The organism is Microbacterium sp. STRO-2N, assembly GCF_057747775.1.
Genome location: NZ_CM173223.1, coordinates 573,486 through 600,462 on the forward strand (window position 1 = coordinate 573,486; position 26,977 = coordinate 600,462).

Sequence of the window (26,977 nt, forward strand, 5' to 3'; positions counted from 1 at the left end):
TCAGTTCTCCCGGATGAAGTCGCGCAACGCCTCGGCGAGGACGTCGGGGGTGGTGCTGTGGTTCTTGCCCGGCACCGCGCGCAGGGTCGCGGTCGGCAGCGCTTCCGCGACGGCACGTGCTCCCGCCTTGAGCGCCGGCCAGGTGGCGTCGCCGTGCATCACCAGGACGGGGACGTCGATACGCCCCCACAGGTCACGCGCGAGCGGATTGCCCGACATAGTGTCGCCCACCTGGCGGCCGTCGTACGCGATGGTCGGCGCGATCGCCTCGAGCTTCGCCCAGGCGTCGCGATCCTGCTGCACGCCCGGCACCATGTCTTCGGGCAGGCCGACGGCGGCCGTCAGGAACAGCGCGACCGCGTCGCCCGGCCGTCCGGCCGCGACCGCGGCATCCAGGCGTTCGACGTAGTCCGTCGGCAGGGGAGGGCGCGAGTCGTCCACCACGACGGGCGGCTCGAACACGGCCAGGCGCGCGACAGGAACGCCGGACTGAGCGGCGTTCAGCGCGAGCAGCCCGCCAGACGACCACCCGAACACGGTGGCCGGCCGGCCGCCGCCGGCCTGCTCGATGATCGCGGTCAGGTCCTCGAACTCGCGCTCGACGGCGTACGGAGCGGTGTCGCCGCTCTCACCACGACCTCGGCGGTCGTAGTTGATGACGCGGTACTCGTCGGCGAGCAGCTCCGCCGTGGCCGAGTTCTCGGGAGTGGTCGCGCGGTACGCGGTCGCGCCGTCGATGATGATGATCGGGTCGCCCTCGCCCCACGCGCTGTAGGCGATCTCGGTGCCGTCTGCCGACGTGACTGTGCCATCGAACATGGCGTCGGTTCCTTTCGGTGTGGTTCGCGCGGTGTTCCACCGCGTCGCGACCACGCTACGAAGAGGGCAGATCGCGGGTCTTGTACAGAAGCGACAGTGGGTCCGCGGCATCCGGCTTCTGCAGCTGCGTCGCGGTGCGACCGATGAATCGCTGCAGCGCCTTGGCCAGATGCGGCTGATCGAAGAACCCGAGTTCGTGCGCCACGTGCGCCGCTGGAATCCCCTCGCCGATCAGCAGCGCGGCTTGGCGTGCGCGCTCGATCTGCCGGATCGCCCCCGCCGTGAGGCCCGTCGACGCCGCGACCCGCCGCTGGACGGAGCGGGTTCCGACCCTGGCAACGCCACCCCAGACGACGTCGTCGACGAGGGGATCGCGCACGATAACGCCGGCGCGCACGAGCTTCTGCACCAGCTGCTCGGCGTTGTCGAAGTCGGGGATCTCCCACTCCGCACCCCGGAGCACGAAATGGCGCCCGTGCGTGTAGGGGCTCTCGGCTCCGGAGTCGACGAGCCCGCGGGCCGGCAGGTGCGGCATGGACGTGCCGTGGGCGAAGGTGATCCCGAACGACTCGGAGTCGCCCTCGATTTCCACCGACGTGGGCCCCGTCTCGGGGCCGCGCGCCGCGGCGTGCATGACGCCACGGTCCTCCCAGAACACCAGCTCCCACGTGGACGTCGCGACCGACGTCATCAGACCGGACCCGCTGGTGCGGCCTCGCCAGATTCGCGAGACGTACGGGGAGTCGGACTCGCGATGCTCGCTCTCGATCGCCATCCGCACCCCCTACCTCGCGAACAGCCTGCCACCACCCCCGCGAGGGTGGGGCGCTTTCGGGGAGCGTTGCGCGGTGAAGCCCCCATGCGCCCACTGGCACGATGAGGGACCCGAACGGGGGCGGCGGGGTGCGAGTTGTGGCCTCTCGCGCTCGGCCACGGCGGACACGAGGATGTCGGTATGAGCGATGAGCAGAACGTCGTCCGAATGTGGCGCGGAGTCGTCCGCACTGCGGATCGCGACGAGTATGTCGACTATGTCGAGCGCACCGGCGTCGAAGAGTACCGCTCGACGCCGGGCAATCGTGACGCGTGGACACTGACGCGCGAACTCCCGGACGGGCTGACCGAGATCATGACGGTCTCGCGCTGGGACAGTCTCGAGAGCATCCGGGGCTTCGCGGGAGACGACATCGAGAAGGCGGTGTACTACCCCGAAGACGATCGCTTCCTGGTCGAGCGGGACGACACCGTGCGCCACTACGTGCAGCGCAGCTGACCGGCGCCTCTATCGAGGATCCCGTTGCGGGCGACGCACGGAAGGGAGAGAGTGGGCTCGCCTGAGCGGCGGAGACCGGCGCCTCGACGGAGTCGAACGTTAGAGGGTCCCTGAACGAGCTAGCTGAGCCTCGACGGCGCGCGAGCGCGGCCCCCGTAGGGAAACCGTCACTGCTCGCTCAAGCGGTCACCAAGTCACCCCTCAGCGGGTCGCGGGCGAGTCGCCGACTCAGGGTCTCCGCCGCACAGCCGAGCCGCCCTGCAATCCAATATCGCAAGACGAGCGCATTCTCGCGATAGGCATTGACGAGCGTCACGATGTCGGGAGTCGGGTTGTCGGCGTGCTTCACTCCCATATAGGAGAGGCGGGATCGCTCCTTCCAGGCGTCGACGTCGGGAACTGGCACGAAGGGCATGTCAGCGAGAATCGCCTCCATCGCATCGTTGTAGGTGATCTGTCCTCGCGCGTTCAGCTTGGAGCCATTCGCACCGTCGCTGGCAAGCTGAAAACCGAGCGCCTCCAGGGCGATACCGGTCTGAGCGACACGCGTCTCCACGAATAGGCCCCTCTCGTCGATGATCCCTATGAGCGGCAGCAGAGCGCGCTCATACTTGGACCGCAGGCGCAACCAGCGCTGCACGCCGGCTGCGCCAATATCTGCGAATTTGAACAGGAATGTGACGTCCGGTGGCGCGGTCTCGGCGAGGCGAAGGCGGTGGGTGACGACCTCCGACCACACCATGATCTCGTTCCCACCGTCTGCCGGTTTTTCGTGGCGATTCGGCTGCTCTGCGACTCCAACTTCGATGCGAGAGAATCCGAACTGTTTCCACGCGGACAGCGACAGCAGGTCTTGAAGGGCCCGGTGGGGGGCAAGGAGCCCGTCCCACGCCTCGGGTCGTCTGGAGGTCGTCGCGATCTGGATGACGTCGTGGGTCGCGATGGTTCCTGGTGCTGGGACGCTGGACCGCCAACTGGGCTCGAGGGTCAGGTTCTTGTTTCTCGCGAGTGGCTGCGCCGCTGGCGAGCGCATGGTGATGGTGTACTCGAGCGTGCGATTCGCCTCGTCGCTCTTCACCTCGGCTCTGCGACTACTGATCCCAGTCCACTCAGCTAGCCCAGTCAACTCGGTGCGGACGCCGTTGACCCTCTCGAAGTTGGCCCAGCTTCGGCCTCCCAACACGGCGTACTCTGCAACGACTCGCCCGAAACCTGCCCCGTTCGAGCTGAACGATGCCGCGTCCTGTCGACACCCGATGAGGCTGACGTGTCCGCGGTGGTCGTTGAACAGCAGGCTGGAGGGCGGCGTGTAGCGAAAGCGAGTGCGGTCGGGATCGTCCCCGTACTCCACGCCCGAGGAGAACCATCGACCGTATGGGTCGTCACGCTCGAACATCCCCTTCGTCGGGATGGTGAGCTGGATCGCCTCGTCGGTGCGCTCGAGCATGACTGCAATCTCTGGAGTGTCCGGATCACCGTCCACCATCCACCCGATGCGCGGTGTCCCCTCGACGAGAATGTTGCTACTCACGAGTATCCCCTTGCTCCAGCAATCAATGACGTGAATACGGTAGCGAGCAGGGCTGACGCAACACGTCGCAGAACGACTTGGCCGCCACGAGCGGAGCGGCCAAGTCCATACCACTACTCGTATCGACCCAAGGTTTCGGTCGCTAGCGGAAAGATGTCCGTCGAGGGCATGAGCCGTCCAGTAAGAGTCCGGTTGCTCCCTACCAGCGTGCGACGGAGCATCGTCGGATCTTGGAAAGGCTGGGACGGTAAGACGATCGTGGCGTTCACAGACGGTAGTCGATGGCAGCAGTCGGAATACCACTATGAGTACCACTACGCCTACCGACCGCAAGCATTCCTTGTCGATGAAACCGTCTTCGTTGAGGAGATGTCGAAGCCGGTCCGGGTACGCCGACTCCGTTGACGCCACCCAGGCGCGTACATTGCTTTCGTGCCAGCGCTGGCGCACGAGGGACGGTGCCCAACCGCGCGGCATTCGCGTAGGCCGCTCTCGGCCAGCACGCCGCTGAACGGGATGCTCGTTTACCCCGCGCGATGGTTCCGTACTCGTCGGCGCCACAAACGAGCAGGCTCACGGACCTAGCCAACGCTGTTCGACTGATGCGACAACCCGTGACCACCTGCGAGCCCGCGGCGACCGCACCGCAAGCACAAGGAAGCGCCCCGCCGGTTCGGGTCCGGCGGGGCGCTCCTCAACGCGATGCGACCACCTCGGTCAGCCGCAGCTGGCCCCCGCGTACGACGCGGAGGCCTCGGCTGACTCCTCACCCGCGGTCGCGACCAGGTTCACGGTCCCAGCGGGAATCGACGCCATACGCGTCGCGAACGCAGCGGACGAGGTCTTCCCGGGCTGCACAGCTCCGACGTTCTTCGTGCCGTACGGCGTTGTCAGCGTCACGCTCACCGGCACGTCGGCGTCGTTCGTCGTGCGCACCACGAGCGTGACCGTGCCGGCCACGCACCGCGTGTCGACGGTCACCGTTACCGGCGGGGCAGCGGCGGTCACGACCACGTCGGCCGTCACGGTGACCGCGGTCGAGCTGTAGAGCTGCCGGTCCGGCGCATTCCACGCGGTGGATCCGCCTGCGCCCACCCACTGGTTGAGGTTCGCGCCGATCGTGCGCACCGTGCCGGTGGCCTGGTACGTGCCCGGCGCCGCGGTGTTGACGTCCGACAGGTTCCACGTGACCGGCTGCGACGAAGTGCCACGGCCGTACGCCAGCACCACCTCTGCTTCCGTGGGAAGCGCCGAGCGCACAGCGTCCTCGGTGGCACCCGCCTCGACCTCGACCGCCCCGAGGTCGCCCGAGACGGCGGACGCGGCATCCGCTGTTCTGATCTCGTCGTACTGCGCCTTCGTGAGCCCGACGATGCCGCCGTGTTTGGTGCTCGGCGCCATGAGGAAGCTGCTCGAGACCAGCTGCGTGAAGCCGGCGTCGAGGTTCGTCGTCTGCATCGGCCGGTAGCCGGTCGACGGGATGACATCGACGTAGAGGTACCACTTGTCTTCACCGTGGCGCTGGAAGATCGCAGGACCCTCGACTCCACCGGCGTTGCCGCCGGCCCACTCCGCGCCGATGCGCGTCTGCAGCTGCGTCCACGTCGCGGCGGGCTTCCACCACTCCGTTGCCGCGGTCGACTCCAGGTAGATGCCCTTGCCGGCCGAGTTGTCCTTCGTGATGCGGTACGTCTTGCCGTCGTTCTGGATGATCGTGGTGTCGATGGTGTTGCCGCCGGCGTCGATGAAGACCCCGCCGTACTCGTACGTCTCCTGGGTGAAGTCGGGCGTGGCGCCCCACAGGATGCGCGAGTACGACGAACCGGTGTGCTCGGCGTTCGTGTACAGGTTCGAGGACCAGTACACGACGAAACCGCCCTGCCCGGGACCGTAGTAGTCGGGCACCCAAGTCGCCTCGGGAGCCCACGCCATGCCGAACTCGCCGACCTTCGCGCCGCCCGAGAGGGCGACGTCGAACTGACGTAGGTCGCTCCACGTCACGAGGTCCTTCGACTCCCACACGTTCAGCTTCGTGCTGCCCTTCGAGCTCCAGTAGCACCACTCCATGCAGCCGGTGACGCCGCGGTCGCCGCCGAAGACGCGCAGGTCGGTCGCGATGATGTAGTACGTCTGGGTCTCGGGGTTGTACGTCAGGTAGGGGTCGCGGACGCCGGTCGTGCCGAGGTCGGACGCGAGGATCGGCTTGCCGCCGTTGAGCGGGTCCCACTGCTCGGGGTTGTCGCCGCGCGATACGTCGAGGTAGATCTTCTCGGCGTAGCCCGCCGAGTCCTCGATGAAGTGCACCATCGCGTAGCCGAACGCGTCGCCCGGAGCCGCCTCGGGCTTCACGGTCACGGGCACCTGGCGGGTGGCCGTCGCGCCGCGCACGGTGGCGGTGGCCGTCAGCGTAGTCTGCAGCGGCGCCTCACCCGCGGCGGGCTGCTCGGCGGTCGCGGTGACGCCGTCGGCGCCGATCGTGATCGCGGGATCGCTCGACGACCACGACACGCGGCCGCCATACGTGGGCAGGGTCGTCGTCGCCTCGTCGAACGTGATCGCTGCGACGCCGTCGGCGAGGGCCTCGGCGGCCTGCTGGTGCGAGGACGCGTGGATCGCGGCATCCGTCATCGAAACATCGTTCACCTCGGCGGCCGTGAGCGCGCGGTCGTACACGCGGAACGTCGACACCTCGCCCTTGTACATCGGGTCGGGGTAGGGGGCGCGGCCGATCGCGTTGAGCGTCTGGTTGGTGATGGATGCCGGGGTCAGGGCTGTGTTCGAACGCGCGACCTGCACGCCATCGACGTAGAACGTGATGTGCCCTGCGGCGCCGTCGATCACCGACGTCAGGCTGTACCAGCGATCGGCGTCGAGCGCCGTGCCCGAGCGGGCGTTGACCTCGCCGCCGCCACCCGTCGCAGTGATGCTCGTGCGCGGATTGTCGCGCACGGAGGCGAAGTAGTACTGGGTCGTCGAGTCGCTGCCGATGTTCCAGAGGAAGTTCCAGTTGTTCTTCATCGACGCGTCGAGCTTCGTCTCGATCGTGACGGTCGCCGACGTCTTGCCGCTGAGCACGTTGTCGGGCAGGCGCACCCAGTTCGCGGTCGTGCTGGTCTTGGCGCCGCCCGCGAAGACGAGCGACGAGCCCGTCCACTGGGCGTCTGTGCCGTTGACGACCGTGGCGGCGGCACCGCCCCCGACGCGGTTCGGGATGCTGGCGCCCGAGGTCTGATCGAAGATGTACTCGGCGAGCAGCCCGTCGGTGGGGGCGGAGGTGGTGGCGCCCGCCGCCGCGGAGCCGCCGAGTGGGACGAGGCCTGCCGCGATGAGGGCCGCGCCGACGAGCGTCGCGAGCACGCGGCGGCCGCGCGGAACGGTTTCAGCGGGTGTCGAACGAGGGGTGGGAATCACTCCAGCTCCTTTGCTGTGCGCGTCCGGATCGGTGCGCGGGGAAGCGCGGACGTCGCGCCGTTCGGTGATGTTAGCGCTCACGTAGTCGTTCCGACAAGCGTCTCTTGTCGATAACGAAGCCTTGACACGACTTCCCGGTTCGCGCTAACAATGGTCGCGACCTGATAGCGCTAACAGCATGAGCGCGGCCGGGAGCAGGACGAAGGAGCCCTGACGCCATGAAGAATCTCCGCAGAGCACTCGCGCTCGCGACCGTGGCCGCTGTGGCTGCCACCGGCCTCGCGGTCGCCACGCCGGCGGCAGCATCCGCCGCCCCTCTCTCGATCGAGTCCGCCAAGGTGCTCGACCTGCGTTTCGACGGCGATCTGACCGATGCCGGGCCCCATGCCGCAACGGTCACGATGCAGAAGGGCTCCGCCGCGTACGGCACGGGCATAGACGGGCAGGCCTTCGACCTCAACGGATCCAACGCCCTCCGACTCGGCACCGCCGCCTACCTGCAGCCCGCCGACCTCACGGTGTCGTTCTGGTTCAAGCCCCACGCGACCATGACGGGCGAGCAGGTCTTCGCCTGGAGCAAGCTCGCCTACAACTCTCCGGGGTGGTACCTCACGAGCGAGAGCGACGGCTCGCCGCTCGTGCTGTCGGTGGGCCCGGCCTCGGGCCAGCCGTACAAGGTCGCCGTCGACACCGCTCGCGCCGGGTTCTTCCCCGCCGGGCAGTGGACCCACGTCGTCGTGACCTACGACCAGGCCACGAAGGACGTGCACTTCTACCGCAACGGCGTGCGCCAGATCTCGACGGTGAAGTACCCGGCCACCGGCACGGCGACGGGCGCGATCGTCGGAGAGAGCACGACCGTGAAGACGCTCGGCTACAACGGTCCGCAGTACAACGGTGCCCACGCCAACGGCCTGCTCGACGACTACACGCTCTACAACGGCGTCGCCACGATCGCGGACGTGGTCTCGCTGACGCAGTCGAACGACCCGTCGTTCGACCCGAAGACCGTGGCGCAGAACGCACTCGACGCCGTGTCGGTGCCGACGACGGTGACCGCCGACTTCGGAGTGCCGACGGATGCCGCGAACGGCGCGACGATCTCGTGGACGTCGTCCGACCCCGACGTCATCTCGCTCGATGGTGGCGCGGCGACGGTGACCCGGCCGTCGGGGGCTGCCGCGACTGTCACGCTCACGGCCACGGCTGTGTACGGCGGGAGCGACCCGGTGACGAAGACGTTCGAGGTGGAGGTGCCGCAGGAAGGGGCATCCACCTCCATCTATCTCGAGGCGACCGAGCTCGACCAGGTGCTGCTCGAAGACCCCTACCTGGTCAACGGCAACCAGAAGATGATCGAGTACCTCCTCAGCCTCGAGCCCGAGCGCTTCCTGCACGCGTTCTACACGAACGCCGGGCTCACCTCGACGGCGACGCCCTACGGCGGATGGGAGCGCACGAGCGGCACCCGCTTCCAAGGTCACTTCTTCGGGCACTACATGTCGGCGCTGTCGCAGGCGTACGCGACGACGACGGAGCCGGCCACGAAGGCGGCGCTACTCGCGAAGCTCACGACCGCCGTCGACGGGCTCAAGCAGGCCCAGACCGCGTATGCGGCCAAGGACCCCGCCAACGCCGGGTACGTCTCGCCGTTCGCGACCACCGTGCTGCCCAGCGGCGGCGGCGGACTGCTCGTGCCGTTCTACAACCTCCACAAGGTGCTCGCCGGCCTGCTCGATGCCCACGAGTACGCACCGGCGGATGTCTCGGCCAAGGCGCTCTCGGTGGCCGGCGGCTTCGGCACGTGGGTGCGGGACTGGGCGGGACGTCAGGCGAACCCCGCGACGATCCTGGGCACCGAGTACGGCGGCATGAACGAGGCGCTCTACGAGCTGTACTCGATCACCGAGAACCCGGCGCACAAGCGCGCGGCCGAGTACTTCGACGAGACCACGCTCTTCCAGGCGCTCGCGGCGGGGCAGGACGTGCTCGACGGCAAGCACGCGAACACGACGATCCCCAAGCTCGTCGGTGCGCTCAAGCGCTACACGGTGTTCACCGACAACCCGCACCTGTACGCCACGCTGACGGCGGCAGAGAAGGCGAACCTCGGGATGTACCGCGCGGCTGCCGAGAACTTCTGGCAGATCGTCGTCGACGATCACACCTACGCCAACGGCGGCAACAGTCAGTCGGAGCACTTCCACGGGCCCGACGAGCTGCATGAGCACGCGACCAACGGCACCACCTCGGGCTACGGCGAGAACTCCACGTCCGAGATCTGCAACGAGTACAACATGCTCAAGCTGACCAAGGCGCTGTTCCAGGTCGCGCCCGATGTGAAGTACGCCGACTTCTACGAGCACGCGTACATCAACGCGATCGTCGCGCAGCAGAACCCCGAGACCGGCATGATGACGTACTTCCAGCCGATGCAGGCCGGGTACGCGAAGGTCTTCGGCCGTCCCTACGACGAGTTCTGGTGCGACCACGGCACCGCGACCGAGAGCTTCACGAAGCTCGGCGACTCGATCTACTTCCGCAAGGGCGACTCGGTCTACGTGAACATGTTCCGTTCGTCGGTCTACACCGACGAGGCGCACAACCTGCGGCTGACCCAGACGGCCGACGTCCCCGCCGATGAGACGGTCACCTACACGGTCGAGGCCATCGACGGGCAGTCGCTCGCCGGCGGCACGACGCTGCGGCTGCGCGTGCCCGGATGGGTCGCCGGCACGCCGACCCTCGAGGTGAACGGCGTCGCGCAGGACGTGGCGGCCCTGACCGAAGACGGCTACGTCGTCGTCGAGGTCGCCGCGGGCGACGAGCTCACCTACGTGCTGCCGGCCGAGGTGCGGGTGATCGACGACACCGAGAACCCGAACTGGGTGGCCTTCGCCTACGGTCCTGTGCTGCTGGCAACCGAGCTCAACCGCGAGAACGTCGACGCGACCTACGTCGCCGGCGTGCTGGTGCGCATGAGCGTCGCCGACAAGACGGTGAGCAACGACATCGTCACGGCCGACGCCGAGGGGTTCAAGTCGAACATCGCCGAGAACCTGGTGCGGATCGAGGACGGACCGAACGCGAACGGCATCGAGACGATGCGCTTCAGATTCCAGAATGCGGATGCCGCAACGAACGCGCTGACCTTCGAGCCCTGGTACTCGCTGTACGGCGCGCGCTACGCGATCTACATGGACCTCATCGAGCCGGACTCGCCGCAGGCGCAGGAGCTCATCCTCAAGCGCAAGCAGCAGCAGCGCATCGAGGAGACCACGATCGACTCGCTGACGTCGTTCGACAACAACAACAGCGAGGCCGACAAGAACCACAAGTTCAACAAGTCCGCCGTCGGCGTCTGGCTCGGCGAGCCGTACCGCGACGCCCAGACCGCGGCGGACGCGTTCTTCCAGTACGACATGATCGTCGACCCGTCGCTGCCGAAGAACCTCCTCGGGGTGCGCTACTTCGGCGGCGACAACGGCCGCACATTCGACGTCTACGTCAACGACGTGCTCCTCAAGCACGAGCGGATCACGAATGCGGCGGGGTCGAACACCTGGTACATCCAGTACGACGAGATCCCGGCATCCGTCATCGCCGGAATCGAGGCGCGCGACAGCTACAAGCGCAACCAGGCGGGGGAGTACGTGCTCGACGAGGACGGGCAGAAGATCCCGGTCGTGACGGTGCGCTTCCAGAGCAACGGCACCAGCTACGTCGGAGGCGTCTACGGCGTCTACATCGCGTCGAAGACGACATTCGACACCGAGGCGGAGCTCTCGAAGCTCGAATTCGCGGATGCCGAGCTCGAGCCGCAGCTGACCCCCGGGGTGTACGAGTACACGGCCACTGTCGCCGCCGACGCGACGACGGTGACGTTCGACGCCGATCCCGCCGTCCCGAGCGGGCTCGTGCACGTCGGCGAGGTGCTCATCGACGACACGCTGCCCCGAACGGTGGCGCTCGACGAGGGGAGCGAGCCGACGGTGCTGACGCTCCGCACGACGGCCCAGGACCACACCACGAGCGCGACGTATCGCATCGAGGTCGTGCGCGCGGCGCCGGAGCCCGCGCTCGAGGTGACCGCGACGGCGACCACGCGGTGCGTGGCGGGGAAGGCGACCCTCGTGGTGAAGACGCACAACGCGTCGGAGCACCAGGTCGCGCTGTCGATCGCGACGCCTTACGGCTCCAAGCAGGTCGGCGCCCTGGCTGCGGGTGCGACCACATCGAGCGCGTTTGCGACACGTCTCGCTCAGATCGAGGCGGGAGAAGCGTCGGTGACGGCGACCGCTGTCGTCGGCGGTCAGCAGATCGAGGCGGTCTCGACGGTCGCGTTCGCCGCCGCCTCGTGTCAGTGAAATCAACCTTGTTTCCGCTAACAGTTCTCGGTAACATCAAGCGGGAGAGCCCGTCGATCCGCAGTCGGATCCGTATGCGAAGGTGCAAGATGCTCGAGCAGATTCCCCTTTCGGCTGGGGCTGGGAAGCGTGCGAGACCCGAAGGCCGGACGGTCCGGTCGCTCGCGAATTCGGACGGCGCTGCTGCCGGCCGGGGATTGGAGAGGAACGCATGAACAAGAAGGGCCTGCTGGTCCGCACGGCGGTCGGCGTCGTCGGAAGCGTGATGCTGATCGGCGTCGCGGGTGCCGCGATCGCGGAGGAGATCGGTGAGGGCGAGGATGTCGCCGTCAACGTCGAGATCACTCCCGAGGAGCCTGTCGGCGCGCTGACCATGTCGGTCGCGAGCGACTCGACGACGCTGACCGAGGGAGAGGCGCCGGCCGAGGGCGTGCGCCAGTTCAACGGCGCGCTCCCGACCGTCACCGTCACCGACGACCGCGAGACCGTGCCCGAAGGCGTCTTCTGGTACGTGACCGGCCAGTCGTCGTCGTTCTCGACGACCGCCGGCGACACCATCACCGCGGACCACCTCGGGTGGGCGCCGCGCCTGCTCACCGAGGCCCCCGAGGGCGAGGTCGCCGAGGGTCCGGTGGTCGACACCGTGATCGACGGCGGTGCCAACGGCGTCGGCCTCACCGGCGAGGAACTCCTCGCACTGAGCCTCGACTCCGGCGACGCACGCCCGACGGGCTCCTGGTCGGCGAACGCGGACCTGTTCCTGAAGACGCCGTCCGACGTCGCGCCGGGCAGCTACTCGGCCACGCTGACGCTGACCCTGTGGGAGGACGCGTACTGACGCGCCAGCGACGGAATCGTGTTGAATCGGGTCGGGGCCGCGCACGCACGGCCCCGACCCTGACGTCTGGACCCGCACTTGCCCCAACTGCCGAACCGCACCTCTGCGATCAGCCGGCTGCTGCTCGCGGCAGCGCTCGTGACGACGCTCGCGTCGGCGAGCGCTCCGGCGTTCGCCGACGACACCGAGGGCGCCGGAGATCAGCCGACCGTCCGCTGGTCGGTCACGCCGGCCGACGAGAGTGGACCTGACGGCCGCACCGCCGTCGAGGTCGACGTCGACCCGGGCGAGACGGTGTCGGACCACTTCGCCGTGCGCAATGTCAGCGACGACGAGGTGACCTTCCAGCTGACCGCGGCGGACGGCTTCTACACCCGAACCGGCCGCTTCGACATCCTGCCCGCCGACCAGGAGTCGGTGGACTCCGGCACGTGGATCTCGATCCCCGACGAGGTCACCGTCGGCCCAGGCGCGACAGTCGTGGTGCCGTTCGAGATCGCCGTGCCCGACACCGCCGAGCCTGGTGACCACGCGGCCGGGATCACGGCGTCGGTGCTGTCGGTGCAGACCGGCGAAGGCGGCACGAGCGTCGGCGTCGAGAGTCGCGTCGGCTTCCGTGTGCTCACCCGCGTGACCGGCGAGATCGCGCCGGCGGCCGCCGTGACCGATCTCACCGCGTCGTATGCGCTGTCGTGGAACCCGTTCCGGCCCGGCGAGGTCACGGTGACCTTCGACGTCGTCAATGAGGGCAACACCCGGCTGATCGCCGAGGGCGTCGTCGAGGCCGGCGGACAGAACGTCGTCTTCCCGGCCGAGGACGGCATCCGTCAAGAACTCCTCCCCGGTGACACGCGCACGCTGACCGCCGTCGTCGAGGACGTGTGGCCCCTGTTCGTCGTGCCGGCCACCGTCACCCTCGCGCCGACCGTCGTGACGATGGACGGCGAGAGTTCGACGCTCGCCCCTGTCGTGGCGAGCGTTCCGGTGTGGGCGGTGCCGTGGCCGCAGCTCATCATCCTGGCGGGCATCGCGCTCGTGATCTGGGCCGTGCTGCGCGGGCGCGCACGCTCGCGCCGCCGGGTCGAGGCGCTCGTGGCGGAGGCGCGGGAGGCCGGTCGCCGCGAGGCCGAGAAGGTGGACGCGCCATGACGCGTCCGCGCACGTCCTTCGCGGCTCTCGTCACCGCCCTCGCCCTGGCCGGCACCACGCTCTTCGCCCCCGGGCTTCCCGCCGCCGCCGTCGAGCCCGATCCCGACCCCGACTCCGACGTGGCGATCTCGGTCGAGATCGCCCCCCTCGACTGCACGTGGCCCCCGGGCAAGCCGGACAAGCCCGGAAAGCCGGACAAGCCCGGTAAGCCGGACAAGCCGGGTAAGCCGGACAAGCCCGGCCACGCCGGCCAGCCCGGCCCGCCGACCGATCCGTGCCACCCGGGCAATCCCGACAACCACCCCGGCAAGCCGGACAAGCCCGGTAAGCCGGACAGGCCCGGTAAACCGGATAAGCCCGGAAAGCCGGATAAGCCCGGAAAGCCGGACAAGCCCGGCAAGTCCGACGCCTCGGCATCGAGGGCCGCCGCGGGAACTGCGCCCAGCGACACCTTCGTCCACGGGGCTGTCGCGGTCGGTTCGGCGCTGGCCGGTCCGTACTGGCTGCTTCTGGGTCCCGCCGTGGCGTCGTCGTTCTCGGGCGAGCCCGCCCTCTACGATGTGCACAGCGAGAGAGCGAGGTGATCGGCCGTGTCAGATCAGGCGACACGAGGCTGGCAGCGTCCCAGCATCTATGACGTGGCCAAGCAGGCCGGCGTCTCGCACATGACCGTCTCGCGGGTGCTGAACGGGCACCCGAACATCCGCGAATCGACGCGCGAGCGGGTGCTGCGCGCCATCGACGAGATGAACTACACGCGCAGCTCGATCGCTCGCGCCTTGGCCACGCGGCGCGCGATGCGCATCGGCGTGCTCGTCGACAGCCCCGTGCAGTGGGGGCCCAACAGCACGCTGCGCGCCATCGAGAGCGCCGCGCGCGACGCCGGGTATGCGATCAGCGCGTTCTCGATCTCGGACGACGAGGAGTCGCAGATCGACACCGGCGTGGTCGAGCTCGTGACGCAGGGCGTCGACGCGCTGTGCGTCATCGCACCTCGCGCGTCGTCGCTCGACCTGCTGCGCCAGCAGAGCACGGGCCTTCCGACCCTCGTCATCAAGGCGGAGCCGGATGCCGAGATGCACACGGCCGCCGTCGACCAGCGCGCCGGCGCCATGGCCGCCGTGATGCACCTCATCGAGCTCGGCCACCGCTCGATCGCGCACCTGTCGGGTCCGCTGGACTGGTACGACGCGCGAGCGCGCGAACAGGGCTGGCGCGACGCGCTCGCCGACGCCGGCCTGTCGATCGCGCCGCCGGTGGTGGGGGACTGGACATCGGACTACGGCTACACCTTCGGCAAGACGCACGACTTCTCCGACGTCACGGCGGTGTTCGCCGCGAACGACCAGATGGCGCTCGGCGTCGTCCACGGGCTGGCCGAGCGAGGCCTGCGCGTGCCCGACGACATCAGTGTCGTCGGCTTCGACGACCTGCCCGACGCCCGCCACTTCCTGCCGCCGCTGACCACCGTCCGGCAGGACTTCGCCGCCCTCGGCGCGCTCGCACTGCAGATCATCATCGCGGCGATCGAGGGCGAGGACGTCACGGAGCACGACATCATCGAGCCCCGCCTCGTCGTGCGGCGCTCCACCGCCGCGCCCCGCTCCTGAGCAGCTGTCAACAGGCCCGGCCGTTCAGGCCAGGGGCCACGATCCGCTGCGCTCCGCGGCATCCGATGTTGCCGCTCACGGAGCCGTGTAATGTTCGCGGTAACGGTGACGTAACGAATCTGAAAATGGAAGTTGCGCGCAAGGATGTTAGCGCGCACAATGGACGAGCACACCCGAGAGTGTCCCGCCTGGGGCACAGGGACTTCTCTCCGACCGGGAATGGTCGGGGAGTCTCAAGGAGGAGAAGAGATGGCAAACAAGAAGCGGATGCTCGGCCTGATCGGCTTCGTCGGTGCGGGAGCCCTCGCGCTCGGCCTGTCCGGCTGCGCCGGCGGCGACGCAGGCGGCGACTCTGGCGACGGGGGCTCGGGCGACGAGCTGACCACGGTCGGCTTCGTGGCCGTCGGCCCCGAGGGCGGCTGGCGCGACGCCAACGAGCAGGCGATCAAGGACGCGTTCAGCGAGGAGGCCGGCTTCGACCTGAAGTACGCCCCCGCAGCGAGCCCGACCGACCAGAAGTCGCAGCTCGACGCGTTCGCGACGTTCGTGAACGACGAGGTCGACGTGATCCTCCTCACCGCGACCGAGGCTTCCGGCTGGGAGGACTCGCTCGAGCTGGCTCAGGAGGCCGAGATCCCCGTCATCCTGCTCGACCGCGGTGTCGACGCCAGCGAGGACCTCTACGTCACCCGCATCGCCCCCGACAACGTGAACGTCGCCGGCACCGTGGGCGAGTGGGCCGTCGAGACGTTCCCTGAGGGCGCGAACTACTACACGCTCGAGGGTGTCCCCGGCCTCTCGGTCGTCAACGAGCGCAACGAGGGCTTCGAGGCGGCGATCGAGGGCAAGGACGGCTGGAACAAGATCGGCGCGCAGACCGCCAACTGGACCGCCGATGAGGGCAAGTCGGTCATCGAGACCGTGCTGAAGGAGAACCCCGACCTCCAGTTCATCTTCGCCCAGAACGACGAGATGGGCATCGGCGCGGCCGCTGCCGTGACCGCTGCGGGTCTGGTCCCGGGCACCGACGTCAAGATCGCCACGATCGACGGCACCACGCCGGCCCTCGAGGCGCTCGCCGCGGGTGAGCTGAGCTTCGTCGCTCAGTACAACCCCTTCTTCGGCGACCTCGCCGTCCAGGCGGTCAACGACGCCCTCGCGGGTGAGGACGTCGAGAAGACCATCATCGTCGAGGGTGAGACCTTCAACTCGCCCGAGGCCGCCCAGGCCGCGATCGAAGAGGGCAAGGGCTTCTGACCCGACCCGTCGATCGGACGAGAAGTGATGCGAGCGGGGGTTGCCGTTCCGGCGGCCCCCGCTCGTGCTCGTGTCCACCCCGTACGAGCCACGCAGTGACGAAAGAATCCAGCAGCCATGATTGAACCGATCGCGATCGTCGAGGTCCGAAACGCGTCCATCACCTTCCCGGGAGTGAAGGCGCTCGACGACGTCAGATTCCGGCTGCTTCCCGGCGAGGTCCACACCCTCATGGGCGAGAACGGCGCCGGAAAGTCCACCCTCATCAAGGCGCTGACCGGCGTCTACCAGATCGACTCCGGTGAGATCGTCGTCGCCGGAAAGGTGCGGCACTTCAACGGCACGGCGTCCGCGCAGGCCGCGGGGATCTCCACCGTCTACCAAGAGGTCAATCTGTGCACGAACCTCACCATCGGTGAGAACGTGATGCTCGGGCACGAAGTGCACGACTGGACGGGCATCAGCTGGCGCAAGACCTACGCTCGCGCCACGGAAGCCCTCGCCCGGATGGGCCTCGGCGACCTCGACCCCCGCGCCCCGCTGTCGTCGATCTCGATCGCGATGCAGCAGCTCGTCGCGATCAGCCGCGCCATGGTCACGAATTCGAAGGTGCTCATCCTCGACGAGCCCACCTCGAGCCTCGACGCGAACGAGGTCGAGGTGCTCTTCGGCGTCATTCGCCGGCTTCGCGACCAGGGCGTCGCGATCCTCTTCGTCTCGCACTTCCTCGACCAGGTCTACGCGATCAGCGACCGCATCACGGTCCTGCGCAACGGCAAGTTCGTCGGCGAGTACCTCAAGCGCGATCTCGACCGCACGCAGCTCATCTCGAAGATGATCGGCAAGGACTTCGAGGCGCTCCGTGCCCTCGGCTCCAACCGGCAGACCCAGCAGCGCGATCGCAGCGTCACCCCGCTCTTCGCCGCGGAGGACCTCGGCCGCAAGGGTGCAATCGAGCCCACCGATCTCGAGATCCACGCCGGCGAGGTCGTCGGCTTCGCGGGGCTCCTGGGTGCCGGCCGCACCGAACTCGCGAGGCTCATCGCCGGCGCCGACAAGGCCGACACCGGAACCACGCGGATCCGCGGCAAGAAGGTCTCGCTGAACTCTCCCGTCGCCGGCCTCGCGAACGGCATCGCCTACTCGACCGAGAGCCGTCGCGACGATGGCATCGTCGGCGATCTGAGCGTGCGCGAGAACATCATGCTCGCCGTGCAGGCCCGCCGAGGCTGGTTCCGCCGGGTGCCCGCTCGCGAGGTCGACCAGCTGGTGAAGACGTACATGGAGCGCTTCAGCGTCCGCCCGAACGACCCCGACCGTCCCATTCGCCTCCTCTCGGGCGGCAACCAGCAGAAGGTGCTGCTCGGCCGGTGGCTGGCCACCGACCCCGACCTGCTCCTCCTCGACGAGCCGACCCGCGGCATCGACGTCGGCGCCAAGGCCGACATCCAGGAGACCGTCGCCGAGCTCGCCGAAGGCGGGATGAGCGTCGTCTTCATCTCCTCCGAGCTGGAGGAGGTCGTTCGGCTCTCCGAGCGCGTCGTCATCCTCAAGGACCACCAGAAGGTGGGCGAGGTCGTCAACGGACCCGAAGTCACCGCCGAGAGCATCGTCTCGGTCATCGCCACCGAGTCGGGCGATGAGGCGGAGAAGACCGCGGAGGCGCTCGCCGAAGAGGTCGCCGCGGGAGAAACCGCCGCCAACCACGAAGGGAGCGCGTCATGAACCGCGTCAAGACCGCGCTGCGAACGCCCTGGTTCTGGGCGATCGTCGGCATCGCGGTGCTGCTGGTGATCAACTCGATCAAGAACCCGGCCTACCTCGCGATCAGCGTCAATCCCACGACCGGGATGCTCACGGGCAACGTGCTCGACATCCTGCGCGTCTCGGCGCCGATCATCATGATCGCGCTGGGCATGACCTTCGTCATCGCCACGGGAGGAATCGACCTCTCCGTCGGCTCGATGATGGCTGTCGGCGGTGCCGTCGCCATGCAGACCCTCTCGGGGCTGGAGGCTTCTTCGCCGGTCGGGGCGATGTTCACGGCGATCGGCCTCGCGCTCGTCCTCGCGATCGTCCTCGGCGCCATCAACGGCTTTCTCGTCGCCGTCGTCGGGCTCCAGCCATTCATCACGACGCTGATCATGATGCTCGCCGCACGCGGCATCGCCCGCGTCATCACGAGCGGACAGAACACCGACGCCACCAACGAGCCGTTCCGGCTCCTCGCGAACGGGCAGATCTTCGGCATCCCGACGAGCTTCGTGCTCGCGATCGCCATCGTCGTCCTCATCGCCCTGGCGATGCGCCGCACGGCGCTGGGACTCATGATCGAGTCGATCGGCATCAACCCTCACGCGAGCCGGCTGGCCGGCATCCGCCCTCGTCCCATCCTGATCGGCGTCTACATCCTCTCGGCCGCACTCGCTGCAGTCGGCGGCCTGTTCAGCGTCTCGGAAGTGATGACGGTGAGCGTCGGCGGCACGGGCAACCTGATGGAGCTCGACGCGATCCTCGCCGTGGTCATCGGCGGCACCTCGCTCGCCGGCGGAAAGTTCTCGATCGTGGGGTCCACGGTCGGCGCGCTCCTCATCGCGACCCTGAACAAGACCGTGCTGTTCCTCGGCATCCCCGCCGCGGCCACGCCGGCGTTCAAGGCCCTCGTCATCATCGTCCTCGTCCTGCTGCAGTCCGAGCGCGTGCGCTCGTGGGCCCTGGGTCGCGCGAAGTCGCCTGGCGCGCCCACCGCACCCGGCGCCGAGCAGGCCGCACCCGTCTCGAAGGAGGCCGTCGCATGAGCTCGTCGTCTACGCTCGCCGACGCGGTTCCCCCCGTCCCCGACCTGCCCGAGAGCAGGAACACCGCCGGCGCCGCTCGCCTGGCGCGGCTGTGGGAGCGCAATCAGACGCTCATTCCGACGCTCGCGGCGCTCGTGCTGCTGTTCGGCATGCTCATCTACGCCGAGGTCGCGTACGGCCGCGTGTTCCACGCGGGCACGATGTCGAACCTCCTCATCAGCTTCGCGCCCACGATCATCCTGGCCGTCGGCATGACGATCGTGATCGTGTCGGGCGGTATCGACCTGTCGGTCGGCGCCGTCGTCGCGTTCAGCTCGGTCGCAGGCGTGATGCTCATGGACATCGGCATCGACGGCTGGGCATCGATGCTGCTGATGATCCTGTTCGGCGCCGTCTTCGGCGTGATCGCGGGCGTCATGATCCAGTACTTCAACGTGCAGCCCTTCATCGCGACGCTCGCGATGATGTTCCTCGCGCGGGGGCTGGCGTCCATGCTCTCGACCACGCCCGTGCAGGCGCCCGAGGATTCCCCGATCCACCTGCTCGCCACGGACTGGAAGATCCTCGACGGCCCGAAGGTCAACGACCTCACCGTCACGCCGGGCCTGCTCATCGCCGTGCTCGTCGTGCTCGGCGGCATGTTCTTCATGCACCGCAGCCGCAGCGGCCGCACGGTCTACGCGATCGGTGGCAGCGAGTCCTCGGCGGGGCTCATGGGTCTGCCGGTCGCGCGGACGCGGATCGGGATCTACATCATCTCGGGCGCGCTGTCGGGCCTGGCGGCGATCGTGTACACCGCCGAGGTCGGCGGCAAGGCGCAGAACGTCACCGGCATCGGCTGGGAGCTCGACGCGATCGCGGCCGTCGTCATCGGCGGGACGCTGCTCACCGGCGGCTACGGCTATGTGCTGGGCTCGGTCGTCGGCGTGTTCGTGATCGCGGCGCTGCGGCTCATCATCACGAAGGACGGGACGATCAACCCCGAGTACCTCACGATCATCACCGGCGCCGTGCTGCTCGTCTTCGTGCTGCTGCAACGTGTTCTGACGCGACGGAGGGCGAACTCGTGACCGCGCTCACACCTGAGATCCAGGCATCCGTCGACGCCGTCCGCGCGGACGTCGCGAAGCTGCACGGCGAGCTGGTCCGGTACGGACTGGTCGTCTGGACCGGCGGCAACGTGTCGGGCCGTGTGCCCGGCGCCGACCTGTTCGTCATCAAGCCGTCGGGCGTCTCGTACGACGACCTCGCGCCCGAGAACATGATCCTGTGCGACCTGGACGGCAACGTCATCCCGGGCACGCCGGGGAGCGAGCGGTCGCCCTCGAGCGACACCGCGGCCCACGCGTACGTGTACCGGAACATGCCCGACGTCGGGGGAGTCGTCCACACGCACTCGACCTACGCGGTCGCGTGGGCGGCGCGCGGCGAGGAGATCCCGTGCGTCATCACGGCGATGGCCGACGAGTTCGGCGGACCGATCCCGATCGGCCCGTTCGCGATCATCGGCGACGACTCGATCGGGCGCGGCATCGTCGAGACGCTCCGCGGCCACCGCTCGCGCGCGGTGCTGATGCAGAACCACGGCCCGTTCACGATCGGCGTCTCGGCGAAGGACGCGGTCAAGGCCGCGGTCATGGTCGAGGACGTCGCCCGCACCGTGCACCTCGCGCGTGAGGCGGGTCCGCTCATCCCGATCCCGCAGGACGCGATCGACCGCCTGTACGACCGGTATCAGAACGTGTACGGGCAGAGCGGGGACGCGCGACGATGACCGTGATGCTGCAGAGCGATGCCGCCGCCGCGATCCGGGAGGGTCGCGCCGTGCTCGGGATCGAGCTGGGCTCGACCCGGATCAAGGCGTGCCTCGTGCTCGCCGACGACCCGTCGACCGTGCTCGCCGTCGGCAGTCACGCGTGGGAGAACCAGTTCGTCGGGCGCCTCTGGACGTATTCGCTCGAGGACGTGTGGACGGGCCTTCAGGCGGCGTACGCCGACCTCGTGTCCGACGTGCGCCGCCGCTACGAGGTCGGGCTCGAGAGGCTGGGCGCGATCGGCGTCTCGGCGATGATGCACGGCTACCTCGCCTTCGGCGAGGACGGCGAGCTGCTCACCCCGTTCCGCACGTGGCGCAACACCAACACCGACCGCGCGTCGGCTGTGCTGTCGGAGCTGTTCGGCGTCAACATCCCGCTGCGGTGGTCGATCGCGCACCTCTACCAGGCGGTGCTCGACGAGGAGCCGCACGTCGCCGACGTCCGCTTCTTCACGACGCTGGCCGGCTACGTCCACTTCATGCTCACCGGCCGCAAGGTGCTCGGCATCGGCGACGCGTCGGGCATGTTCCCGATCGATGCGGCGACACGCGACTACGACGCCGCGATGATCGGGAAGTTCGACCGGCTCGTGGCGGAGCGGGCGTACGGCCTGCAGGTATCGGAGCTGCTGCCCGAGGTGCTGGTGGCGGGACAGAGCGCCGGCGAGCTCACCGCCGAGGGCGCCGCGCTGCTCGACCCGAGCGGCGCGCTGCAGCCGGGTGCCATCTTCTGCCCGCCCGAGGGCGACGCCGGCACGGGCATGGTCGCGACGTGCTCAGTTGCCCCGCGCACCGGGAACGTGAGCGCCGGCACGAGCATCTTCGCGATGGTCGTGCTCGAGCGTCCGCTGCAGCGCGTGCACCACGAGCTGGACCTCGTGACCACGCCTGCGGGCGACCCGGTGGCGATGGTGCACTGCAACAACGGCGCGAGCGAGCTGGCGGCGTGGGTCGGCCTGTTCGAGCGGTTCGCCGGCGTGGCCGGCGGAGAGCTCGGCGCCGACGAGGTCTTCGAGGCCCTGTTCCGCGAGGCGCTGGACGGGGACCCGGATGCCGGCGGCCTGCTGGCCTACAACCACCTGGCCGGCGAGCCCATCGCGGGCCTCACCGAGGGCCGGCCGCTGTTCGTGCGCACGCCCGACAGCCGCTTCACCCTCGCCAACTTCATGCGGGCGCAGCTGTACGGCGTGTTCGGCACGCTCGCCCTCGGCATGCGCGTGCTCGATGCGGAGGGCGTCGCGCTCGACCGCATGTTCGCCCACGGCGGGATCTTCCGCACCGAAGGGGTCGCGCAGCGCTTCCTCGCGGGGGCGATCGGCGCACCGGTCGCCGTCGGCGAGACCGCCTCGGAAGGCGGCGCGTGGGGCATCGCGGTGCTCGCGGCCTACCTCCGCGCGGCGGGCGACCTCGATCTCGACGCGTATCTGCGCGAGCGCGTGTTCGGCGGCGCGGACTTCGACATCGTCGAGCCCGACCCCGAGGACGTGCCCGGCTTCGCCGCGTACCTCGCTCGCTACCGTGCCGGCCTCGCGGTCGAGGCATCCGCCGTCACGGCCCTCTGACTCTCCACCAAACCGAAGAAGGACTCCCCGCATGACCCGTCAGCCCCTTGCCACCTCCCTCGACTCGTATGAGGTGTGGTTCGTCACCGGCAGCCAGAGCCTCTACGGAGAGGAGACGCTGCGCCAGGTCGCGGAGCAGTCGCAGGCCGTCGTCGAGGGCCTGTCGGGGCTTCCCGTGAAGGTGGTGTGGAAGCCGGTCCTCAAGGACAGCGATTCGATCCGTCGCCTCGCCCTCGACGTGAACGCGCGTGACGACGTGATCGGCGTGATCGCGTGGATGCACACGTTCAGCCCGGCGAAGATGTGGATCTCGGGACTCGATGCGCTGCAGAAGCCGCTGCTGCACCTGCACACGCAGGCGAACGTCGAGCTGCCGTGGGCCGACATCGACTTCGACTTCATGAACCTGAACCAGGCGGCGCACGGCGACCGCGAGTTCGGCTACATCCAGACGCGTCTCGGCGTCGCACGCAAGACCGTCGTCGGCCACGTGTCGAACCCGGCCGTGCGGCAGCAGGTCGAGGACTGGCAGCGCGCCGCCGCCGGCTGGACGGCGGCCCGCACCCTCAAGCTCGCCCGCTTCGGCGACAACATGCGCTACGTCGCGGTCACCGAGGGCGACAAGACCGAGGCCGAGCTGCGCTTCGGCGTGCAGGTGAACACGTGGGGCGTGAACGAGCTGGTGGAGGCGGTGGATGCCGCGACCGACGCCGACATCGACGCCCTGGTCGACGAGTACGTGGCCGCGTACGACGTCGCTGCCGAGCTGCTGCCGGGCGGGGAGCGGCACCAGTCGCTGCGCGACGGCGCGGCGATCGAGCTCGGGCTGCGGTCCTTCCTCGAGGAGGGCGGATTCGGCGCCTTCACGACCTCGTTCGAAGACCTCGGCGGCCTGAAGCAGCTGCCCGGGCTCGCGGTGCAGCGGCTCATGGCCGAGGGGTACGGGTTCGGCGCCGAGGGCGACTGGAAGACCGCGATCCTGGTGCGCGTGGCGAACGTCATGGGCTCGGGCCTCCCGGGTGGTGCGAGCCTCATGGAGGACTACACCTACGACCTGGTGGCCGGCGACGAGAAGATCCTCGGCGCGCACATGCTCGAGGTCTCGCCGTCGCTGACCTCGGCGAAGCCGCGTCTCGAGATCCACCCGCTCGGCATCGGCGGCAAGGAGGACCCGGTGCGCCTGGTGTTCACCGCCGATCCCGGCCCCGCGGTCGTGGTCGCGATGAGCGACATGCGCGACCGGTTCCGGCTGGTCGCCAACGTCGTCGAGAACGTCGACGCCCCCGACCTGCCCAAGCTCCCCGTCGGCCGCGCGGTGTGGAAGCCGCAGCCCGACTTCGCCACGTCGGCCGCGTGCTGGCTGGCGGCAGGCGCCGCGCACCACACCGTCATGTCGACCGCGGTCGGCGTCGAGGTGTTCCGCGACTTCGCCGAGATCGCCGGCACCGAGCTCGTCGTGATCGACGACGACACCACGGTGCGCGGATTCCAGCGCGAGCTGCGGTGGAACCAGGCGTACTACCGACTCGCTCAGGGCCTCTGAGCGCGCGACCCCACCCGAGGAGCTCTCACCGATGAGAACGCAACTGCCCTCCCTCTCACGCGCAGCGCGCCGACGCGGCATCGCCGCCGGTGTCGCGGCATCCGTCGCCGTGTCGCTGCTGGGCGTCACGGCGCCCTTCGCGGCGAACGCGGCCGACGTCCCGGCGCCGACGGCGCACTACGACATGTCGCACGCGGGCGCCTCGCTGCTGGACGTCTCGGGCAACGGGCGGCACGCGACGCTCTCGGGGCTCACCGACGGGTCGTTCGCCGACGCGGCCGGCGATGACGTGCTGCGCTTCCGGGCCGACGGCTACGCATCGCTGCCGCAGGGGCTCGTGACCGGCGCCGACAACGACTTCACGGTCGAGTACACGGTGTCGACGCAGACCGCGGCGAACCACTTCGGCTGGGTCATCGGCGACGGCGTCGGGCCGTGGAACACCACCCAGCTCGGCAACCACATCTTCCTGAGTCCGCGGTCGGCGCAGGGCGGGTACACCAACCAGGTGCTCGCCGCGATCCGGGTGAAGTCGGGCACCGACAACGGCGAGTCGCGCATGCCCGCGGGCGGCGGCCTCAACCCGGGCTTCACGACGCTCACGATGGTCGGCTCGGGCAATACGCTGACGCTGTACCGCGACGGTGCCGTGATCTCGACTCTCACCCACACGCGCTCGCTCAGCTCGATCATCCCGAGCGGCAGCGTGCTGGGCTATCTCGGCCGGTCGCTGTATCAGGGCGATCCGCTCCTGCGCGCCGACGTCGCCGACGTGAAGGTGTGGGACGTCGCTCTCACCGCCGAGGAGGTCACCGCCAGCATGCCGACCGCCGCCGAGAAGACCGCCGCCACCGCGGCGCTGCTGCGCGGCGACGTGCTCGCCGTCATGCTGGCAGCCAACCCCTCGCTCGACAGCGTGTCGAGCAACCTCACGCTCCCGGCATCCGTCAACGGCGTCAGCCTCACGTGGGCCTCGTCGGCCCCGGACGTCGTGTCGACCACCGGCGTCGTCACCCGCGCCATCACCGAGAACGCCACCGCGACGCTCACCGCGACCACGTCGCTCGGCTCGACCCTGACGTACGAGGTCACCGTGCTCGCGCCGACGGTCTCGGCCGACCTCGACGCGATCTCGCTCGCGGCGCGCACCACCGAGAACCTGCCGCTCGCGACGACCGGCGCGGTCAACGGCGCCGCGATCACGTGGACGTCGTCCGACCCGGCGCTGGTCACGCCGACGGATGCCTCGTACACGGCGCCGGCCGCCGGTTCGGCCGATCCCTTCCGCGGCGGCGGAATCGTCTCGCGCCCGGCGTACGGCGAGGGCGACCGCGACGTGACGCTCACGGCGACGGCCACGCTCAACGGCACGACCGAGCAGCGCACGTTCGCGGTGACCGTCGCCGAGAAGGGCCGCTGGGCGCCCGACGCGGGCTACGCGGCGGCGTACTTCAAGTCCGACAGCGACGAGAAGATCTACCAGGCCGCGACGTCGGGCAACGACTTCTTCACGTTCTCGCCCGTCAACGGCGGCAACGCCGTCATCACGTCGACCACCGACACCAAGGGCCTCCGCGATCCCTACATCCTGCGCTCCAAGGACGGCGACAAGTACTACATGGTCGCCACCGACCTGTGCATCGGGTGCGGCACCGGATGGGGCCCCGCGCAGTCCAACGGCAGTCTCAAGATCGAGGTGTGGGAGTCGACCGACCTCGTGAACTGGACGCGGACCAACGGCGAGAACACCGGCATCACGGTGAACCAGCCGGCCGCGGGCATGACGTGGGCGCCCGAGGCGTACTGGGACGACGAGCTGCAGTCGTACGTGGTGTTCTTCGCGTCGCGCCTTTACTCCGACGCCACGCACACCAACACCGACAAGCTCTACGCGCGCATGTTCGCCGTGCTGACACGCGACTTCACGACATTCACGTACCCGCCGGCGACCTGGCAGGACACCGGGTACGCCCGCATCGACTCGACCGTCACGAAGATCGGCGACTACTACTACCGGTTCACCAAGAACGAGGAGAGCGGCGCAGCCGGCGTGCTCGAGGCGGGCAAGGACATCTTCCTGGAGCGGTCGAAGGTGCTCACCGCGCCGACCACCCAGTCGAGCTGGACCGCCGATCCCGAGACGACATGGCAGCTCACCGACACCCGCATGACCGGCCTCGAGACAGGTCAGGCCGGTGAGGGCCCCGAGATCGTCAAGCTCAACGAGGGCGACCCGAGCAACAGTGGCGACGGCTACGTGTTCCTCGTCGACAACTACGGCGCCGGCGGCTATCGCGCGTTCCTGACGACCGGCGAGGCGATCGCCTCGAGCCACCAGGGCGACCGGCTCTCGAAGCGCGCCGAGTGGACGGTGCGACCGGCGGGAGGCCTGCCCGCCAGCCCGCGGCACGGCGCCTTCGTGAGCGTGACGCAGTCCGTGCTCGACGCGATGCACGGCTGGACCGCGGTCGAGGCCGTGGACTCCGTCGCGGAGCTCACCGTCGACGGGCGCACCGCGACAGCACGGGTGACCGCCGCCGACGAGGGCGAGGTCGTCGGCACGGTCACGTTCTCGGGCGGCGAGTGGAGCGCCACGGTCGACCTCGAGGACCGCTCCGCGACGGTCGAGGTGCCCGAGGGCGTCTCGTCGGTCACGGCCCGCTACGACGGCTACCGCGACGGGCTCGTGGGCGCGTCGGCCTCCGAGGCGGTGTCGCTCGGTCTCGAACTCACGGCGACGGCTGCGACGCGCTGCGTCGCGGGCAAGATCGTCGAGGTCGTGAGCGTCTCGAACGCCGACGATGTGACCGCCTCCGTGACGGTCGCAGGCCGCTACGGCAGCAAGACGGTGCCGGTCGCAGCGGGCAAGACCGCCTCGGTCAGCTTCGCCACTCGCACCGCGACGATCGCCGCCGACACCGTGACGATCACCGCCACGGCAGCGGACGGCCGCACCCACGCCTCAACGGTGACGGTCGCGGCCGCCACCTGCCAATAGGCCTT

Annotated in this window: 18 protein-coding genes; 14 read left to right on the forward strand and 4 right to left on the reverse strand. The window is 69.0% G+C overall.

The window, feature by feature from the left end; all coding sequences use genetic code 11:
• On the reverse strand, positions 1-819 hold the full coding sequence (locus tag AC3ANN_RS02385; protein WP_488339417.1) for an alpha/beta fold hydrolase: 819 nt from the start codon (positions 817-819) through the stop codon (positions 1-3).
• 55 nt (positions 820-874) lie between these two features.
• Complete coding sequence (locus AC3ANN_RS02390; RefSeq protein WP_488339418.1) at positions 875-1,594, reverse strand: AraC family transcriptional regulator; 720 nt, start codon at positions 1,592-1,594, stop codon at positions 875-877.
• A 180-nt stretch (positions 1,595-1,774) separates the two neighbouring features.
• On the opposite strand from AC3ANN_RS02390, the gene AC3ANN_RS02395 reads away from it, so the two are divergent.
• Positions 1,775-2,092 carry a hypothetical protein gene (locus tag AC3ANN_RS02395; RefSeq protein ID WP_488339419.1) on the forward strand — a complete coding sequence of 106 codons (318 nt, stop codon included), beginning with the start codon at positions 1,775-1,777 and terminating at the stop codon, positions 2,090-2,092.
• Positions 2,093-2,270: 178 nt separating this feature from the next.
• Here AC3ANN_RS02395 and AC3ANN_RS02400 read toward each other — a convergent pair whose 3' ends face one another.
• Both AC3ANN_RS02400 and AC3ANN_RS02405 read right to left on the reverse strand, forming a co-directional pair.
• Positions 2,271-3,623: an ApeA N-terminal domain 1-containing protein gene (locus tag AC3ANN_RS02400; RefSeq protein ID WP_488339420.1), complete on the reverse strand. Its 1,353-nt coding sequence runs from the start codon at positions 3,621-3,623 to the stop codon at positions 2,271-2,273.
• Between the two features lie 717 nt (positions 3,624-4,340).
• Positions 4,341-7,034, reverse strand: coding sequence for a LamG-like jellyroll fold domain-containing protein (locus AC3ANN_RS02405; RefSeq protein ID WP_488339421.1), 2,694 nt, complete (start codon positions 7,032-7,034; stop codon positions 4,341-4,343).
• Between the two features lie 218 nt (positions 7,035-7,252).
• On the opposite strand from AC3ANN_RS02405, the gene AC3ANN_RS02410 reads away from it, so the two are divergent.
• The 13 genes from AC3ANN_RS02410 (at position 7,253) to AC3ANN_RS02470 (ending at position 26,972) form a co-directional block, all read left to right on the forward strand.
• Positions 7,253-11,401: a beta-L-arabinofuranosidase domain-containing protein gene (locus tag AC3ANN_RS02410; RefSeq protein WP_488339422.1), complete on the forward strand. Its 4,149-nt coding sequence runs from the start codon at positions 7,253-7,255 to the stop codon at positions 11,399-11,401.
• 211 nt (positions 11,402-11,612) lie between these two features.
• Positions 11,613-12,239 (forward strand): hypothetical protein, encoded by a 627-nt coding sequence (locus tag AC3ANN_RS02415; protein ID WP_488339423.1) that lies wholly within the window; start codon positions 11,613-11,615, stop codon positions 12,237-12,239.
• 78 nt (positions 12,240-12,317) lie between these two features.
• Complete coding sequence (locus AC3ANN_RS02420; RefSeq protein ID WP_488339424.1) at positions 12,318-13,388, forward strand: hypothetical protein; 1,071 nt, start codon at positions 12,318-12,320, stop codon at positions 13,386-13,388.
• Positions 13,385-13,972, forward strand: a complete 588-nt coding sequence (locus AC3ANN_RS02425; RefSeq protein WP_488339425.1) for a hypothetical protein — start codon at positions 13,385-13,387, stop codon at positions 13,970-13,972. The genes AC3ANN_RS02420 and AC3ANN_RS02425 overlap by 4 nt, the downstream gene beginning before the upstream one ends.
• A 54-nt stretch (positions 13,973-14,026) precedes the next feature.
• Positions 14,027-14,998: a LacI family DNA-binding transcriptional regulator gene (locus AC3ANN_RS02430; protein WP_488339426.1), complete on the forward strand. Its 972-nt coding sequence runs from the start codon at positions 14,027-14,029 to the stop codon at positions 14,996-14,998.
• Positions 14,999-15,247: 249 nt separating this feature from the next.
• Complete coding sequence (locus AC3ANN_RS02435) at positions 15,248-16,255, forward strand: substrate-binding domain-containing protein (protein ID WP_488339427.1); 1,008 nt, start codon at positions 15,248-15,250, stop codon at positions 16,253-16,255.
• Positions 16,256-16,372: 117 nt separating this feature from the next.
• Positions 16,373-17,980, forward strand: coding sequence for a sugar ABC transporter ATP-binding protein (locus AC3ANN_RS02440; protein ID WP_488339428.1), 1,608 nt, complete (start codon positions 16,373-16,375; stop codon positions 17,978-17,980).
• A complete protein-coding gene (locus tag AC3ANN_RS02445; RefSeq protein ID WP_488339429.1) occupies positions 17,977-19,053 on the forward strand; it encodes an ABC transporter permease in 1,077 nt (358 codons plus the stop codon). Before AC3ANN_RS02440 ends, AC3ANN_RS02445 begins: the two co-directional genes overlap by 4 nt.
• Entirely contained in the window at positions 19,050-20,123 is a 1,074-nt protein-coding gene (locus AC3ANN_RS02450; RefSeq protein ID WP_488339430.1) for an ABC transporter permease, read from the forward strand. The genes AC3ANN_RS02445 and AC3ANN_RS02450 overlap by 4 nt, the downstream gene beginning before the upstream one ends.
• On the forward strand, positions 20,120-20,827 hold the full coding sequence (locus AC3ANN_RS02455) for an L-ribulose-5-phosphate 4-epimerase (protein ID WP_488339431.1): 708 nt from the start codon (positions 20,120-20,122) through the stop codon (positions 20,825-20,827). Before AC3ANN_RS02450 ends, AC3ANN_RS02455 begins: the two co-directional genes overlap by 4 nt.
• A complete protein-coding gene (locus AC3ANN_RS02460) occupies positions 20,824-22,431 on the forward strand; it encodes a xylulokinase (RefSeq protein WP_488339432.1) in 1,608 nt (535 codons plus the stop codon). Before AC3ANN_RS02455 ends, AC3ANN_RS02460 begins: the two co-directional genes overlap by 4 nt.
• A 31-nt stretch (positions 22,432-22,462) precedes the next feature.
• Entirely contained in the window at positions 22,463-23,974 is a 1,512-nt protein-coding gene (gene araA / locus AC3ANN_RS02465) for an L-arabinose isomerase (RefSeq protein WP_488339433.1), read from the forward strand.
• Between the two features lie 31 nt (positions 23,975-24,005).
• The gene (locus tag AC3ANN_RS02470; RefSeq protein ID WP_488339434.1) at positions 24,006-26,972 is read left to right on the forward strand and encodes an immunoglobulin-like domain-containing protein; all 2,967 of its coding nucleotides are present in this window, start codon (positions 24,006-24,008) and stop codon (positions 26,970-26,972) included.
• The last annotated feature ends 5 nt before the right edge of the window (positions 26,973-26,977 follow it).